At 33.9% G+C, this 15845-nt stretch carries 15 protein-coding genes; 2 read left to right on the top strand and 13 right to left on the bottom strand.

The annotated features are described in order from the left end of the window. Positions 1-41 precede the first annotated feature (41 nt). Together LBP67_03900 and LBP67_03895 are read right to left on the bottom strand one after the other, a co-directional pair. Positions 42-1889: a hypothetical protein gene (locus tag LBP67_03900; protein MDR2084120.1), complete on the bottom strand. Its 1848-nt coding sequence runs from the start codon at positions 1887-1889 to the stop codon at positions 42-44. After that, positions 1890-2609: a hypothetical protein gene (locus LBP67_03895; protein ID MDR2084119.1), complete on the bottom strand. Its 720-nt coding sequence runs from the start codon at positions 2607-2609 to the stop codon at positions 1890-1892. It lies immediately after the preceding gene. 139 nt (positions 2610-2748) lie between these two features. On the opposite strand from LBP67_03895, the gene LBP67_03890 reads away from it, so the two are divergent. After that, positions 2749-3096: a four helix bundle protein gene (locus tag LBP67_03890; GenBank protein ID MDR2084118.1), complete on the top strand. Its 348-nt coding sequence runs from the start codon at positions 2749-2751 to the stop codon at positions 3094-3096. 197 nt (positions 3097-3293) lie between these two features. Here the strand turns inward: LBP67_03890 and LBP67_03885 are convergent, their stop codons facing one another. The 11 genes from LBP67_03885 to LBP67_03835 form a co-directional block, all read right to left on the bottom strand. Further along, positions 3294-6434: a baseplate J/gp47 family protein gene (locus tag LBP67_03885; GenBank protein MDR2084117.1), complete on the bottom strand. Its 3141-nt coding sequence runs from the start codon at positions 6432-6434 to the stop codon at positions 3294-3296. Between the two features lie 295 nt (positions 6435-6729). Beyond that, positions 6730-7224: a GPW/gp25 family protein gene (locus tag LBP67_03880; protein ID MDR2084116.1), complete on the bottom strand. Its 495-nt coding sequence runs from the start codon at positions 7222-7224 to the stop codon at positions 6730-6732. A gap of 109 nt (positions 7225-7333) precedes the next feature. Continuing rightward, entirely contained in the window at positions 7334-7633 is a 300-nt protein-coding gene (locus LBP67_03875) for a PAAR domain-containing protein (protein MDR2084115.1), read from the bottom strand. Between the two features lie 234 nt (positions 7634-7867). Further along, a complete protein-coding gene (gene vgrG / locus LBP67_03870; protein MDR2084114.1) occupies positions 7868-9661 on the bottom strand; it encodes a type VI secretion system tip protein VgrG in 1794 nt (597 codons plus the stop codon). After that, entirely contained in the window at positions 9654-10316 is a 663-nt protein-coding gene (locus LBP67_03865) for a hypothetical protein (GenBank protein MDR2084113.1), read from the bottom strand. Before LBP67_03865 ends, vgrG begins: the two co-directional genes overlap by 8 nt. Beyond that, positions 10316-10474 (bottom strand): hypothetical protein, encoded by a 159-nt coding sequence (locus LBP67_03860; protein MDR2084112.1) that lies wholly within the window; start codon positions 10472-10474, stop codon positions 10316-10318. The genes LBP67_03865 and LBP67_03860 overlap by 1 nt, the downstream gene beginning before the upstream one ends. Further along, positions 10474-10947 (bottom strand): phage tail protein, encoded by a 474-nt coding sequence (locus LBP67_03855; GenBank protein MDR2084111.1) that lies wholly within the window; start codon positions 10945-10947, stop codon positions 10474-10476. Before LBP67_03855 ends, LBP67_03860 begins: the two co-directional genes overlap by 1 nt. Next, positions 10940-11392 (bottom strand): phage tail protein, encoded by a 453-nt coding sequence (locus tag LBP67_03850; GenBank protein ID MDR2084110.1) that lies wholly within the window; start codon positions 11390-11392, stop codon positions 10940-10942. The genes LBP67_03855 and LBP67_03850 overlap by 8 nt, the downstream gene beginning before the upstream one ends. Positions 11393-11575: 183 nt before the next feature. Further along, positions 11576-13633, bottom strand: a complete 2058-nt coding sequence (locus LBP67_03845) for a hypothetical protein (GenBank protein ID MDR2084109.1) — start codon at positions 13631-13633, stop codon at positions 11576-11578. Between the two features lie 19 nt (positions 13634-13652). Continuing rightward, positions 13653-14369, bottom strand: coding sequence for a hypothetical protein (locus tag LBP67_03840; GenBank protein MDR2084108.1), 717 nt, complete (start codon positions 14367-14369; stop codon positions 13653-13655). Between the two features lie 13 nt (positions 14370-14382). Continuing rightward, on the bottom strand, positions 14383-14985 hold the full coding sequence (locus LBP67_03835) for a DUF4255 domain-containing protein (protein MDR2084107.1): 603 nt from the start codon (positions 14983-14985) through the stop codon (positions 14383-14385). Between the two features lie 238 nt (positions 14986-15223). On the opposite strand from LBP67_03835, the gene LBP67_03830 reads away from it, so the two are divergent. After that, on the top strand, positions 15224-15829 hold the full coding sequence (locus LBP67_03830; GenBank protein MDR2084106.1) for a TetR/AcrR family transcriptional regulator: 606 nt from the start codon (positions 15224-15226) through the stop codon (positions 15827-15829). Positions 15830-15845 lie beyond the last annotated feature (16 nt).

Below are 15845 nucleotides of genomic sequence, written 5' to 3'. Positions count from 1 at the left end.
ATTATTATAATTTTTAACTTTCAATTTTCAATTTTCACCTCTCACCTCTCACCTCTCACCTCCTCCGCATATTCCCTCGCCTTATCCGTATCTTTATCCGCCATTGCCTTTCGCCACAAAAAATAATTCTCTTCAAAATGATAAAGCTTTTCGAATGATAACCAGACTATATGTATATCTAAGTATGCAGGAAGTCGGTCACTGATAAAAGATTCGTATTTTTCTTTGATTTTATCATTTTCGCCCCGGTCGGGAATCACGATGGTAAGTTTGTTATATTCCTCATCATCAAGATTTAATAAAATATGCTCAATCAAATAAACTGTTTTTCCCGGACTGTTTATCAAGAGATTAAAAAAACTCTGAAGTTGGTTTGCCAAACGGATTAAAAGTGATTTATCGGCGGAAAAGCCGAGATTAGTCCATCTCTTGTTATTGGGAATACCGAAAGTGAGAAGGTATGAATTTGTTTCGGGATTGTTTATTATTCTGTAGTTGCCGATAGAATTGCCGTAATATAAAAAGCTTTCAAATAGAATATTATACCAAAAAAAATTCAAGTTACTTTCTAAGTCGTTAAACATATACTCTTCAAAAACAATTTTTTCTTCGGGAACTTCCTCTATCTTATAATCAAAAGATTTACTTTCCATATATTCTATAATATGGCGTGTGTCCAAGTAGTCGTAATCGCGAAAGAACTCAGTGTCATTTATTAATCTGAGTTTATATTTCGATAACAATTCGGCAATTGATTCTTTTCCGTTATTATTATATCCGAAAATTGCTGAAATTATCCGTTGAATAGGAGAGTTATTGTCAATGTCTTTATCTAAGATATTGAATGAGCGGTTTCTGTTTGCGTTTAATAGAGTAAGTTTCTTTATCAGTTCTATACGTTTCCTGTTTTGTTCGGTTATATTATCTTCGTCAGGAAAAAAAGATTTGGTATCTTCACCATAGATTACATCCAAAAAATCTAAGTAGTGCGATTTCTGCAAGGCCAGAAAATCTTTACTCTGCAATTTATTATTTTGAAATTTATTATCATCTGTTAATTCTTTTATTTTACTGATTTTAAATCCCGGTTTGTAAGCCGGAACTGTTTCGCCGGATAATTCAAGTATTCTGTTTGCATTAATTGCTTGATGCAGTGTGTGTGCCAGTAAATGATCATAAATCAGCATATAAGCTTTCAACTGCATGATTTTTGCCTCGTGTTCATCGGTAATTCCTGCAGACATTCCTTTTTCATTTAAGCCGTAAGTATCAGGAAAGTTATTTTGAACGGAATAGTATTCATTCGGGAAATTATTTTTAATATTGAACGGCATTGCCTCTGTGTTAAATTGCGGAGAAGAGCTGGCGGCGCTTCTGTTTCCGCGCGAAATATTTATTTTCCCTACATCAACTTTTTCTAATGTCTCACATAAATTTCGATGGGAATGGTAAAGTTCGGTTATTTTATTTATCGTTTTATCATAGTCCGTATCATTATCTAACTCTACGGTTATCATATATTTATTCTTTTCGTTTAAAGTTACCGAACAATTCATTATACCATCAATATTTTTTCTAATCAGATTCTCATAATCTTTTACGGTAACAATAGAATCCTCTGTTAGAATATACTTTGAAAAGAGTCCGAGTTTTTCAAAGTCGATTTTTCCATCGGATGCCAAGTAGGTTTCAAAAGGGAATTGCAATAGGTACTGAAGCTCATATAATGCATAATTCAGTATTTCGGCAATAGTAACTCCGGGATCGTGCAGATTATAATCCGTCCACACATTACCGCTAAGCTCCTGAAGTTCTTTAATTGTTTCCTCCTGAAGCCTCGAAAAGAGATTATCTTCTTTCTCACGACGGTGTATGTAGTTGTCTTTCATTTATAAAAGTATGTTTTTACTTAATAGTGAAGTTATATGACATTGAATTTGTATGTCTTCGCGGTAAGGAAATTTGGTTTTTAACTGTAGTTTACATTTATTGTGACCGCTTTTTTTCCAGCGGATGCAAATCCTGTGTCCGTATCGACCGTAATGCGAGCTTATTTTTTTTATTTTTGAATGATTCCCAAAGCAACTTGTTGCATGAGCCATCAGAACGGCATGTTTTAGCGAATTCTTTTTTCCTGTAACGGCAACAACTTCCAACGCCTGGCAAGCATCAAGATTAACTGTTATATCATGCCACTTGCCATCGGCCGGAACAGATTCGGCATAAATCCCTTCTCTAACCGGCATTGAAACCCCTCCTGCAAAAACAGCTTTTTTATCTTTTTGTCCGTAAATAATATTTCCATCTGTTCTTAAAACTAAGACAGGAATGTAACCTTCATCTTCCCTTTTTCTGATTTCGAGATTTCCCTCTGTTTGCTCGATGGCGATTTCCCATTGTGGATTGTCGTCTGTAGTTTTCCAAAAAACAGACAATACGGTTCCTTTTTCCGATAATGGCGCTAAGCCCATGCCTGATTCGGGACTTTTGCGGAATCCGTCGTCAAGAATATTCATTGTAGAATCTATCAGGTTTTCAAAATCTTGTTCGCTGGGCTTTTTGCCCTGTTTGAAACTTTCTTTTAACGTTTGCCGGGTTTTCTTTGACATAATTTATGAGGTGAAAGGTGAAGATTGAAAGGTGAAAGGTGAAAGGTGAAAATTGAAAGGGGAAAGGTGTGGGGGAGTTTTGAACTTATTTATTATTTTTGCAATGGTATAACATATATAAACAATTAATCTATTACACATGAATAATATTACCGCACCCAAATCATATGCTTTTGCTTTGGATATTATCAAACTGTACAAGTCATTGACTAATGAAAAGAGAGAGTTTGTATTGTCAAAACAAGTTTTAAGAAGTGGTACTGCAATCGGAGCTTTAATAAAAGAGGCTGAGCATGCACAATCGAGGGCAGATTTTTTAAATAAGATGAATATTGCCCTTAAAGAAGCTAATGAAACGGAATATTGGCTTATGCTATTGAAAGATAGCTCTTTTATACCTGAAAACGAATTTGTTTTATTGCATGAAAAATGCAGTGAATTAATAAAATTGTTGGCAAGTACGGTAAAAACTTTAAAGAAGAGGTGAGATGTTAAAGGTGAAAGGTGAAAGGTGAAAGGTGAGATGTTAAAATTGAAAGGGGAAGGATGAAAGATATTTTCAAATAATATTTGATTCATGATGGCAAGTTTTACTTTTTTATGAATATTTTCTTTTATGTAAATTCGGATTACTTTTTCCATATTATTAAATTAACTAATTTATATCTCTCACCTTTTACCCTTTCAATTTTCATCTTCAAAATCTCTCCCTGATATTATGAAATTCTCGTTTATCTCCATTTCGTTTATCCCGAATTGCTCGGAAGATTCCGTACAGGAATCAATATTAATTATTATATGTTCTTTTGCCGGAATAAAGATAGCATAAGGTTTTGTCGGTTTAATTATATTATTATCATTACCTTTTTTGTCATATTCATAAATTTTATAGAAATCATCCTTCGTATGTGTTAAATGAATTACGGAAAGGTGACTTATTTTATTTACAAAGTCTTGATTAATAATTATACCTCGGATGTCAACAATGTTTAAATTGTAATTAAAATAAGGTAATTGATGTTTTGATTGCCACGGGGCAATAATGTCATTTAAAATTTCCTTAAGTTTAGTACAACAGGCGGCAGTTGATGTTTTCTCTGTGAATTTGATTTTGCAACGTATTATAACTTTTTCATAGATAGGGTTGATGACGTCAATTTTTTTGCAATATGCAGATTTTCGCGAATTAAGGAAATATTCGATTTTTAAAATCTGTCGTGAATTAGCTAATGGTTTATAGTTCGGAACTTTTTCATTATTTGTATTATTGGGAATAACTACTAATGTAGTTACTCCTTTTTCATCGGATTTGGAATTATAATTCGATAAGCATTTAGCTTTGCCGATATCGGGAAATTCCTGCAAAGTGATGCGTTCAATGTCTCTTGTTGTAATAGCTTTTCCGCGATGACTGATATATTCCGATATGCGCATAAGCATTTCTTCCTGGGTTTCCTTTTGGCGTCCTCCGTAGAATGCAATAGGTACAACGCTTTCAATACCAGGTATTTTTTGTTCAAACTCAAGTTCGCCGGTAAATTGAAGCGGCTCATTGTTTTTTAATACATCTTCGTCTATTTTTAACTCCGCTTCACTAATATCGGTATATACATTCTTCAGCCAAGTGATTAAATTTTCATTTTTTATAATGCCTATTCTTAACCAAATTCTTCCGCTATGGTCAAAAAGAGAAGCATTGATGTTTGCAGGAATATTAATTTTTACGATTCCGCTTGCTAATAATTTTCCGGTTTTGTCTTCAATTACATTGCCGTCAGGAACTTCTTGCCATTGATAGCCGTTTCCGAAATACCATTTTATATCAGGGATATTTTCCAATGTAATTTCTTTATCGGCAGGCATAAATTCGAAATACAAATTCAAGCTTTTTACTTCTTTCAATCCTTCAAGCTGTATTAAGATGTTGGCATCAGTTTCTAAAGAGTATATCAACGGTACTTTGTCAATTTCATCGGATGGGTATATAAGATTGTAACCCAGAGGCGAAATATGATAAAAGTCCGAATCATTGCAATTGTCGTCTTTTTTCCTGAAATCAATCTTATCGCAAGTTTTATAAGACATTGTTATTCTTTCAACTTGCGGATTTATAGGGGGATTGGGAGATGGTAACTTCTTCTTCTTTTTATGAGTAGAGTTAATTATATAGTCTGCAAATAGGTTTCTGTAATATTTTTCGCCGAATCCTATTTCAGGTTCTGTAAGTACAAAGTTGATAAAGCCCGATTGAGTATGAATATTGTATTCGTAATTTTCTTCATCAATTTTAATTTGCGGCATTTTTTCAACGGAAATATCTTTTAATTTGCTTGAGTTTGATGGGTATGTATTGGGAGATGAAGTGTTGTTTTCTTGTTGTGCTTCACTTGAAAATAAGTAAAAGGTCTTATCGTCTCTCCAATGATAATCTGATAGATATCTGGATTTTATCTTAAATGATGCATTGTTGATGCCTTTGTTGTACGCTTTGTAATAGTCATGTAATCCGCTATTCTCGCAAGGTAATTGACTCCATTCGATTTTTAAATCTACCGAGATGGTATTTTTTAATGCCATTTCGTAATTTCCTACTGTAAACCATGCTCCTTTTTCTGTGTTTACACCGAAAGGACAAAATGGTTTAGAGTTGTCTATCTGCCCTAAATCGTTATAAATTAACAGATTGTTGATTTCACTAACTTGCGTATCAATAACTACTTCTTTAAGTAAAATATTTTTCGTCCATGAATAGGCATAAAGCCATGCATCTGCATTTAGAATAAATCTTAACGACGGATGTTTTGAATTAAATTTGTGTGTACTCTCTTCGCAGAATGAAGTTGCCGGAAAATCTACCGGAAGTAAGAATTCAATTGTAAAATATTTATCTTCCGTTTTAATAATATAATTATCAATCTTTTCCCATCCGAGTAGTGTGCTGATACTCAGGAAAAAAATATTATTAGAGAATAAGTACTTGATGCCTTCGAGTGATGGTTTATTTTCGGAAATGATATTATCATTTAGTTGATTAATTATAGAATGTATGTCAATTGAGTTTTCAAAATCAAACCTAATTTTTACATGCCGTTTTCCTTCTCTTAACAGCAGTGAGGGAGACGACAGCATATATCCCAACTTTTTCGCATGTTTTGATTTTTCATCTGCGGAGAACATCATTCCGTTATTTGAGGAGTTTTTCTTTAGATCGCTAACCATTAGCGATGTAACGTAATTCAGATAAGATGCGGGATAAATATCTTTTTGCTTACGGAAATGCAACGAGAAAAAATTTTTTATTGAAATGTTTTTGATGGAAGTGTTTTCCGTCAGTTTGTAGATGAACTCTTTGTTATTGGAGTCTTTTAAAATAAAACCGGTGCCTTTTTCAAGAATTATATTGTTGCTGATGTTTTTATTGAATAGCAAACAAACTTTATGATTACCAATGGATAAGGGTTTTGGATTTAAGTAATGATTTAGATACCACCATATATAATTATGGAAGCGTTGATTGAAATCTTGTCCGATTTCATGCAGATGTCGAATGAATGTAAATAATAGTGCCTGCGACGGTTCCAGTTTACCGTTTAGAGTAAGGTTCTTAATACCGTTTAATCTTATCTCATGTAAATCTTGGAGAAATTGATTAAAATATCCGTCTGCTTTATTTGAAAAATTGAAATACCTTACGAATCCTGCAATCTCCTCCGCTTGATGCAAAAGAGATTCTACGCTATTATCAATAACGTTAATCTTTTTTGCATTTCCGATTCTGTCTTTTCTATCTTTCTGACTTAGAGAGGTGAAAGTTTTTTCGTTCATATTAGTTCATTTTTTTCATGATAGTCATATAGAATTTAAAGGTGAAAGGTGAAAGGTGAAAGGTGAAAGGTGAAAATTGAAAGGTGAAAGAGAGTTTTCTTGTTGTTGCAAACTTTCACCTTTCCACTCTCACCTGAATAACGTTGCAAAATTTGCTCTAATGGAGTTTGCCGACTGGCTTTTGTTTTACCTTGTATCACATGTGATACTTTCTCCGGTTGCTTTACTTGAACTTTCATAATTATTATAATTTTCAATTTTTATCTTTCAATTCTCACCTTTCAATTTCCCATTCTCATAAATTCGTTCCTTCCTGGAAATAGAAGGGATATACCATATTACTCCTTGTGTTAGTTAATCTAACAGTGTATTCCATATTTATCCACAAAATTCCTTCAAGCGGATCTTTTATTTCCACTTCCACTTTTTCCAAAGTGATTCTCGGTTCAAAATAAAGTATGGACTTTCTGATACTTTCGTTTATTAATGTTTTGGTAGATAAATCCATTTTCTCAAAAGCCCATCTATGTATATGTGAGCCATATTCCATATCTGAAATCCGTTCTCCCGGAATAGTGGTGAAGAGTATTGCCAAACTTTGGCGAATATCTTCTTCGTAACTAACTGTTTCTACTCCGGTATTCTTTATAAATGCAGGCGGAAATGCCCACCCGATACCGAGGAATTGAGAATTTAAAGGTGAAGGGGTAGAGTTAGGTGAAAGGTGAATGGGTAGAGGTGAAAGGGTAGAGGTGCTTTCATCTGATTTGATCTGGTGATTTGATTTCATAATCGTATTAAATTTTGTTATTATTCTATGTTAATGCTATTTTTATCTTCATATATCTATCTCTTCCTCTTTCACCTTTCACCTTTCACCTTTCACCTCTCACCTAATTCTACCCCCCAATCATTACCGTAGGGCACCCAATAACAATAGAACCGCCATGAGCACATGTATCTCCCATTCTTGCAGCGGGTTTTCCGCCAATCATTACTGTTGACGAACCTTTTAAGATAGTATCCGGCGGGCCTACACAAACACAGTTGTCGCCCATTACGGCGGCAGGTAATCCTCCAATTAAAACGGTCGGCGCCCCGGGACCAATAACAGGTCCGCCAACATGCGGAATCGGCGATGGAAACGCCGGTGTTTGCATAGGGCAAGTATGCATATCTGTTATTCTTGCCGCATTCATGATTCAGATGAAAATTGAAAGGTTAAAGGCGGAAGGTTTCGGTTATTTCTATAACCTTGTGTTTTTAATAAATTATATCTATTTTTCTTCTTTTTCATTTTGTTTATTAGTTTTTTAGAATTAATTACTGTCAATTATTTATGTATTATTGATTTTATCAATTTAAAACAAATCCACTTTCTCACCTTTCACCTTTCATCTTTCACCTTTCATCTTTCATCTTTCATCTTTCACCTAATTAATCATCACCATTGCTCCTTTTACAATTGTTTGCCCGGAAGCGTTAAGTTCGGCTTTTGCATTTCCTTTCAACGAAAGTTCCATATCCGCGTTTGTTTTAACATTCATACCTTTGAGTTGAAGGTCGCTTTTTGCTTTTGCGTCTAATTTTGCTCCGGCATCAATTGTAATATTTGACTTTGATTTTAATGTAAGATCTTTTGCCGATTCAATTGTAATTCCACTGTCGTTCATGATAATTTTATTATTATTCTGATCAGTTAACTGAATACCTTTATCTTCATCACTAATTATAACAGTGTTTTTTCCGGGAGTTTTAATAGTTATAATTTTCTTCTCTTCTTCAAACTCAATTCGCATGTTTGACTTTGTGGTTATTGACCGGATCTTATTATCCGCCGTCAATTCATCAACGGGCTTTTGTTTGCTGCTGTATAAACTTCCTAAGATAACAGGTTGGCAAGGATCTTCATTGAAGAAACCGAGAATTACTTCATCACCGATATCAGGAATAAAGAAAGCACCGTAATTATTACTCGCCCAGAAATTTGATAATCGAGCCCATATTGTTTTTGTCTCGCAACCCAAAATAGAAAACTCTATTTGTATCCTGTTTGCTTTGGCCGGGTCTTCGTCCAATTTGGTAACTTTTCCGATGTGCAATCCGCGTACACCCGGCATAAATCCTGAAGCCGGAGGCGCAACAACATCATTCCTCTCGGTGATATTATCGAATGCTAAACCTAAACCCGCAGTTGTCACCCAGTCACCGTCTTTTACTTCATGCTCCACATAACCTATATATGCATTACCGTTAAAACGTTTTCCAAATCCGTCAAGTTCAATCACATCACCATGCAATGCTTTTGCATTTCCTTGAAACTTGCAATAACCCAAAATTTTGGAAAGTCCGGCTTTTAATCTTTGAGAATCAGCCCAGGCTTGTAAAGCTGATTTCTCCTCACAAATGCAGGTTTGAAGAATCATGTTCTCATTTCCGACAGCTTTAGATAAGCTATCTATACTATCTGTTCCTTGTTGATTTAATGAAGGTTTTTTTCCATCTGTAGAGATTGTTTTTTGTGTTGAAGAATCCCAGGCAATAGCTTTAAATTCGGATAGTTGATCCGATGCCGACAACTCTCCATGAAATTCAATAAGATCAATTCCGTAAGTAACTTTCAATTTCGGATTTGCCGATAAATTCGGCTTTTTAACTCGAATATCTTTACCGTCGGTAACAATAACAAGTCCGTTTGCATCAGCGCGAGATAAAACAAAATCCCAATCGGAACAATAATATTGAACCAAATCGTTGTATTGTGTATTTGTTGTATCCAATGAAGGAGATAAATCGGCATAATTTCCCAAAATAGTTTGAATGGCTTCATTATCTTTTTTCTTTGCGAAAACATTATTTTTCCGTGTCAAAGTTGTCGGATAAGCGTAATCCCGGCATTCAATCTCCAAATGTGAGTTTTCATTACTACCCAGCACAACCTTATGCGTTATTACTATTCCTTCGAAAATCGGATTTTCATCTTCGGCATATCCGGCTTCGATACGGATTTTCTTTCCGATAGCAAAAGTATTATCTTCACTTTCAGGGATATTGGTATTAGGCATATCGCCCGCTTCAAAAGTGAGTGTTGCTTTACCTATTTTATTGACGGCTTTGTACACATATACTGAAATCAGCCCGAAAACACTATTGGAGATAGCATTTCCATCACTAAAAACAGAAATTCTTAGAACTCCGTCAGTATTTTTATTGGTTGAATCAGCCATGCCGTAATAGTTTTGGGAACATTAATTTTGTACCTGATTTAATATTTCTGAAGTTTGATAATCCGTTAAATTCAGCTATGTCCTTGCAATAAGAAAAATCGCCGTATATTTTATTACACCAAAATGCTATGCTTTCACCTGCTTTTAATGTTACGCAATGAGATAAATCGGGAGAATTGCTGTTAGCTTCCGTAATTTCTTCTTTTCGTGTAGTAGCATTGGTAAATGTAACGGATACTTTCACACGCAGTGATTCTCCCGACGGGCCGAACAAACTATGATCATATTTAACACTTGTTAAATGACAATTAAAGATAGTTGTGCCCCAACATATCTGAACCTCATTAGGTTCATGTTCCGAGCCTACATATTTATAAACAACTTTTTCGAACTTATCAATAGTATCTTTTATTGTCTCCGTTTTACTATAAACAATACCGGTAGAATCCAAAATAAAATCAAAATTTAATGATTCGGAGTTATGATTCGAGTATTTCTCAACATTTTTGGAAGAATTCATTTTATTATCTTTATTGTAAGAAATACCTTTACTGTAACTTAAAGAAGAAGGATTGATTTTAAGTGTGAATTCATTTCTTGTCGGACTCCCGTTTTCCAAAACAATTATTTTCATTTTTACTATTTCGCCAAACATTATCTTTCTTTTTTATTGGTTTTATATAGTGTTTTCTCTTGCCTTAATTCTTTTAACAGCAAACGTTTCAGGTCGTTTATAAACTCATAGGATATAGTTTCCTTATTCTGTTTATCTATAGTTGTTTTTATTACTATTTCTTTGATTATTATTGCCATTATAATATTCTGGTTAAGCTTTGATAAGCAAACTCCAATGTTTCAATCATTATTTCGTTTTTTTGAGAGTCAAAACTTCCTAACTCCCATTTTACAGGTAACGCATTAGCACATAACCAATTTCTTGCCGGAATTCCATACTCGTTTAACAGAGAAATCTGCATACAAACTCTAAAGAAAGGTTGTGAGAAATCGCTCTCCAAGCATGTTTTTATCCATATCTGTACGGCACTTGTTAAAGGCATTGAGGCTCTTTTCAGAATAAGGTTCGAATGTTTAATTTGTTTAGGTAATTTATGTTCATAGTCATTCAATCCGCCTTCCTTAATAGTTTCAACCTCCATTTCAGAATTTAGTCCGGAAACTTCCTTAAATGCAACTTCTTCTAATAATTCTACAAAAAGTACACTAAAGTAAAAAGATACCGGCAAGAAATTTGCGTCGTCATAATATGGGCTAAATAAATTAGCCATTTGCAATTGTTAATCCTTCATGAGCTATTTCCAAAGTTTCAACTGCTACTTCATTTCCGTCCGATTTCATATCTGTTCCGGTAATTTTGGTCGGCCATGCATTTTTTAATGTCCATACCATAGTGGGGCTCCCCGCTTCATCTAATAATTTTATTGTAACGGGTTGTCTTTCTATAGTATTCATTTTGATTTTGTTAAACCAATCCCAGAATTTGTTATCCTTAACAAATACCCCTTTTTTCAAAGTAACATTGCCGTATTTTTTTATTCCCGGCATCTTAATTGTTGAAAAATCCGGACTATTTCCGTGTCTGTACTCAATTATTTGAGCTTCTATATCTAATCCTGAAACTTCCTGAAAGGTTGCTTCGGATAAATCAGCCACTTCAACCGTAAAGTAAAATTTAGGTAAGGGCCATACATTATCTTGCTTTTCTCCTGCCATAGTATTTTTGTTTTAGTTGAAAGGTGAGAATTGAAAAGCGAAAGTGTTTTTTCCTTTGCTTTAATTCTCGTCTTCCATGAATTATTATTATTTTATTTTATTTGAAAAGTGAGGGTTGAAAGGTGAGAGTTGGTATCTTTTACATTCCACCTTTTACCTTTCAATTTTCAATTTTCATCTGAATTAACTCTTCTGCATTTGTTGTTGGAATGTGATTTCAATGAATTCCGCCGGACGGGTGATAGCTACTAAAACGGTTACTCTTAAGATTCCTTCCAGAATATCTTCCGATGTCATGGTTTCGCCTAATCCTACGTAAACACTATAGGCATCATCCGGACTTGCTCCGGCTAAACCGCCGCGTTTCCATATTCCATTTAGAAAATTTCCTATCATACTTTTCATATTTACCCACGTATTTGCGTCATTAGGATCGAAAACGTATGCTTTTGCAGCGTTTTTAACCGATTCTTCCAACATTATCATGGTGCGACGAACATTGATATATCTCCAATCGAGAGAATTTCCGTCTAATGTTCTTGCGCCCCATACTTTTATGCCTTCTCCTGTAAAGAAACGAATGGCATTGACAGCTTTTCCGTTTACCGGAACGTTCAGGTCTTCTTGTTCTTCATGACAAATATTAACGGTAGGACTTTCGGCAGCTGCAATACTTACATTAGCCGGAGCTTTCCATACACCTTTAGTATTATCAACCATTGTATAAATTCCTGCCATTGCCGCAGAAACCGGCAACCTGTTAAGCATTCGTGTCATCTCTTTTATGCTTTCTTTATATAAAGTACTCGTTTGAAACAAAACTTTATGAGCCATTGCTTTTTCTTTTTCAATACTCACATTCAGGATAGAAGCGGATTTAGTTTCTTCTTTTAACATTGCCTTAAAAACTTTTTCGGATAGAATATCGGCTTCTTCTATGGAGTCGCTTTTTAATACTTCTTCGGAAAATTTACTTTTAACTGCTGAAAATAGTTCATTTAGTGTCTCTTCAGAAGAATCAATTTGTGTTTTTAAAGATTCTTTCAGATCTTTATCAGGATACTTTTCAAAATTGTCTATAACGTAATACTTGATGGTTTCTTCCAGAAATATTTTTAAATCATCCTCTGAAAATGCAGGTGCTTCTAATGTCTTGAAAACTTCTTTGGATAATTGTTCCACATCAGTTAAAGAACCATTACTCTTAATACCTGTGCATAATAAATCAATTATTTCGTCGGTGAATTTATTTGAAACCTCATCAGTAGATTCATCTCTGGTTTTCTTTAATAAATTTTTCAGTTTGCTTTCTTCAAGTTCTGATATTCCCTTTATCGGATTATCCAACACTGTATCAAAGACACCTTTAAAGCATTCTTTTAGAAAATTCTCAATATCTGAGGGGATTTCTTCTTCACTTTTTTCCGAAAGAGTGTCTATAAATTTCCCGATCTCAATCTTTTTGGGATCATCGCCGGGTATTTCATCATTAAGTTGATCACGTAATAAACCTGCAAAATTGTTGAAATCATTTATGTTAGTATAATTCACGTCGTTTTCAGCCACTATTGTTGTATTTATCCAGGGATAATACGCTGCCCCGTAATTTAGAAAATTACTTCCGATACCTTCTCTGAAATTACTTATAATGCCTTCTCCGATGTCTTTGTACCCGTCGAAAATGTCAAATACGGCGAAACGGTTTTGCATTACGTTTCCGCAATGATTGAGCATTTCCTGTTGCACTTCATAACATTCCGAAGCTTTTTCGAGATTTACAAGCTCTGGAATAACCACCATAGTTGGTTCCAGTTCCTTAATTAACGGTTTAATTCCGTTAAGCAAATCGGCTTTTTTTATTCCGTCATCCGAGTATTCACCAACCGAAACTATGTAGCATGGACCGCCGCCGTTGGAAAAAAATAGAAGCATGTTGTAATAGAAAGTAAATTTATCCGTACGATTAATGCCGTAGTTTTTATTATTTACGGAAACCTTATTACCTTCCGGGTTATCAACCTGTTTTATTTCGAATTTTGGCAACGGTGCGTCTCCGAAATAAGTTCTGTATTCTGCCATGGATGTAATCCGTGTGGGTTTATTCAGTAGCGACTTGTTGTTTTTTTCAGCCTTTTCGGTATAACCGATAAAAGCCGGAACCGCAGTCGCTACTTCTACTACTGAATTGGGGAAAGCGTTTTTTTCAACGATATAAACCCCGGGTGTTTTCATTACTGCCATAAAATGTAAATTTAATTTATTAAAAATAGAAATATGTTGTTATTGTATCTTGCGGACTGATTAGAGATTTTTCGTCAACTCGCGGGATAGGGATAAAATTACTTATTAATCTCTCTCCGCTATCTCTGATTTCCCATAATTGTATTTTATTATTGTTAGTTTCTATTAGTTTTATTTTTTCTGTTGATACAAACCGTATTGCATTTTGAATATCTGCAATAGGCTGAAATTCTTCTTTATTGAACTCCACGAGATTTCGTTCATCCGTCAATTTTAACTCTGTATTTGAATTATGGTATTTCTGAATACAAATATATTCATAATATTTTTCGGGACTTGTTATATGTATATCTATCTTTTGTAATTTATTATTTATAATATGTTGCAAATCCAATTCAACATTTCTCCAAGCTTTTGACATAGGAGCTTCTTCTAGGGAAAATGCATCGTTTTCGGTAGCGGATTCTTGGGATAAATAATAAAACTTTTCAGATTGCGGATATAGTCCGAAAATAAGTTTATACTCATTGAGTAACAAATCACCCGGATCAAACATATTTTCAATAAACAAGTCCCATTGCGTTGATTTTTGTCTAATAAACAGCATATTGTGTTTTTTTAAAATGAGTTGTGTTTCCGATAAAGGTTCTAAGTTAACAGGGCAATATGTTCCGGCATAATATTCATGCGCAATGCTTATTGTTATCCACAGTTTATATCTTTCAGAGCTACTCATAATCTTCAGCTATTTATTTCTTTTCTTCTTTGTTCCTGTTCTTTTCTGTATATCCTTCCGGAATTTTATTCTTTTTATCGGCAACTACATCTTTTTGTTTGATAATCCGTCCGAAATGTTTTATTTCTTCACTATCAATATTGAGAGTTCTCAATTTACATAACAATGAAGGGTAATACATATTTCCGCAAATACTCCACAAATTGGATAACTCACTGAATGAAAGATTAACAGGCTCTACATTAATGTTTGTAACGGTATTCGTAATAAGAAATGAGTTATTTGATTGCAGAAACATAGTAACTCCCGACATTATTGTCAATGATTCTTCGTATTGTTTTTCATTAAAAACCGCGGCAATCATAAGATAAAGATTCAACTGCCACGAAGGACCTCCCGATTTATAATAATTACCTGATTTTTGTTGCCCGAATTTTATTCCGCTACCGGTTTCCCGCTCAATATTCGTCAAAAAAATATGAATTTTATTGGAAGGTATCGTTTTTTCTTGATTTATTAACGGCACTATAGTTACAATATCTTCATTTAACTTGAAAACTTTTTTCAGGTAATCGGATAATAATGAGGAAAATGTTGTAACTGCCAAATTAATCATTGTGATGAATATATTTGACAAAATTATTTTTATGCGGCGAAATTTTATTTCGCCATAATGAAAATTTAAGTGCCGTTTCCTAATTCGGTCAGGGTAGGTTTTTTGTTTAGCGGAACGTACGTAAATTATCAATCTAAATAATAAATATACATTCATCGAACATAAAAAAAGATAAATATTTATATTTGCAAAATATTTTTATTAAACGATCGTTTAATTCGTGATTAAATTAGATAAAATGGAAATTGAAGTTAAAACTCGCATTCTGAATGTAGCTCGTAAACTGTTTATCGAAAGAGGATATACGGGAACCAGCATTCGCGATATCGCATCTGAAGCCGGTGTGAATGTGGCAATGGTGAATTATTATTTTAATTCGAAACAAAATCTGTTCGAAATTATATTTGATGAATCCGTCAATATTTTACTTAATAAAATATTCGGTATCATTCATTCCGATCTTCCTTTTTATGAATTGTTAGATTCTTGGGTAACATCTTATTATGATATGTTGATGCAATATAATCAGCTTCCAATATTTGTACTGAATGAAATTAATCAACATCCGGAACATATTATGGAAATAATAAGCAAAAGAAATCCTCCTGAAATCATTGAAACATTGAGAGAACGTATTAGTGAAGAAATCAAGAAAGGAAATATTAAAGAAGTTCCGGTCGAAAATCTTTTGTTGAGCATTCTTTCTCTTTGTGTTTTTCCATTTATGTTGGGTGGATTAATCACACAAGTTACCGGCAAAAAACCGGCGGAATACTATGAAATGTTAGATAATCATAAAAGGTTTATTATTGATTTTGTTATAAATGCGGTAAAAACTAAATAAACTAAGGATAATCTTT

It is taken from the genome of Bacteroidales bacterium, from assembly GCA_031276035.1.
In the GTDB taxonomy this organism is placed as follows: Bacteria; Bacteroidota; Bacteroidia; order Bacteroidales; family BM520; genus RGIG7150.
This window is presented reverse-complemented; position numbering and strand designations above follow the sequence as displayed.

Excerpts from the sequence above, each read along its gene's own strand:
- LBP67_03900 (MDR2084120.1), bottom strand. The coding sequence starts at position 1,889 with ATGAAAGACAACTACATACACCGTCGTGAGAAAGAAGATAATCTCTTT.
- LBP67_03895 (MDR2084119.1), bottom strand. The coding sequence starts at position 2,609 with ATGTCAAAGAAAACCCGGCAAACGTTAAAAGAAAGTTTCAAACAGGGC.
- LBP67_03890 (MDR2084118.1), top strand. The coding sequence starts at position 2,749 with ATGAATAATATTACCGCACCCAAATCATATGCTTTTGCTTTGGATATT.
- LBP67_03885 (MDR2084117.1), bottom strand. The coding sequence starts at position 6,434 with ATGAACGAAAAAACTTTCACCTCTCTAAGTCAGAAAGATAGAAAAGAC.
- LBP67_03880 (MDR2084116.1), bottom strand. The coding sequence starts at position 7,224 with ATGAAATCAAATCACCAGATCAAATCAGATGAAAGCACCTCTACCCTT.
- LBP67_03875 (MDR2084115.1), bottom strand. The coding sequence starts at position 7,633 with ATGAATGCGGCAAGAATAACAGATATGCATACTTGCCCTATGCAAACA.
- vgrG (MDR2084114.1), bottom strand. The coding sequence starts at position 9,661 with ATGGCTGATTCAACCAATAAAAATACTGACGGAGTTCTAAGAATTTCT.
- LBP67_03865 (MDR2084113.1), bottom strand. The coding sequence starts at position 10,316 with ATGTTTGGCGAAATAGTAAAAATGAAAATAATTGTTTTGGAAAACGGG.
- LBP67_03860 (MDR2084112.1), bottom strand. The coding sequence starts at position 10,474 with ATGGCAATAATAATCAAAGAAATAGTAATAAAAACAACTATAGATAAA.
- LBP67_03855 (MDR2084111.1), bottom strand. The coding sequence starts at position 10,947 with ATGGCTAATTTATTTAGCCCATATTATGACGACGCAAATTTCTTGCCG.
- LBP67_03850 (MDR2084110.1), bottom strand. The coding sequence starts at position 11,392 with ATGGCAGGAGAAAAGCAAGATAATGTATGGCCCTTACCTAAATTTTAC.
- LBP67_03845 (MDR2084109.1), bottom strand. The coding sequence starts at position 13,633 with ATGGCAGTAATGAAAACACCCGGGGTTTATATCGTTGAAAAAAACGCT.
- LBP67_03840 (MDR2084108.1), bottom strand. The coding sequence starts at position 14,369 with ATGAGTAGCTCTGAAAGATATAAACTGTGGATAACAATAAGCATTGCG.
- LBP67_03835 (MDR2084107.1), bottom strand. The coding sequence starts at position 14,985 with ATGATTAATTTGGCAGTTACAACATTTTCCTCATTATTATCCGATTAC.
- LBP67_03830 (MDR2084106.1), top strand. The coding sequence starts at position 15,224 with ATGGAAATTGAAGTTAAAACTCGCATTCTGAATGTAGCTCGTAAACTG.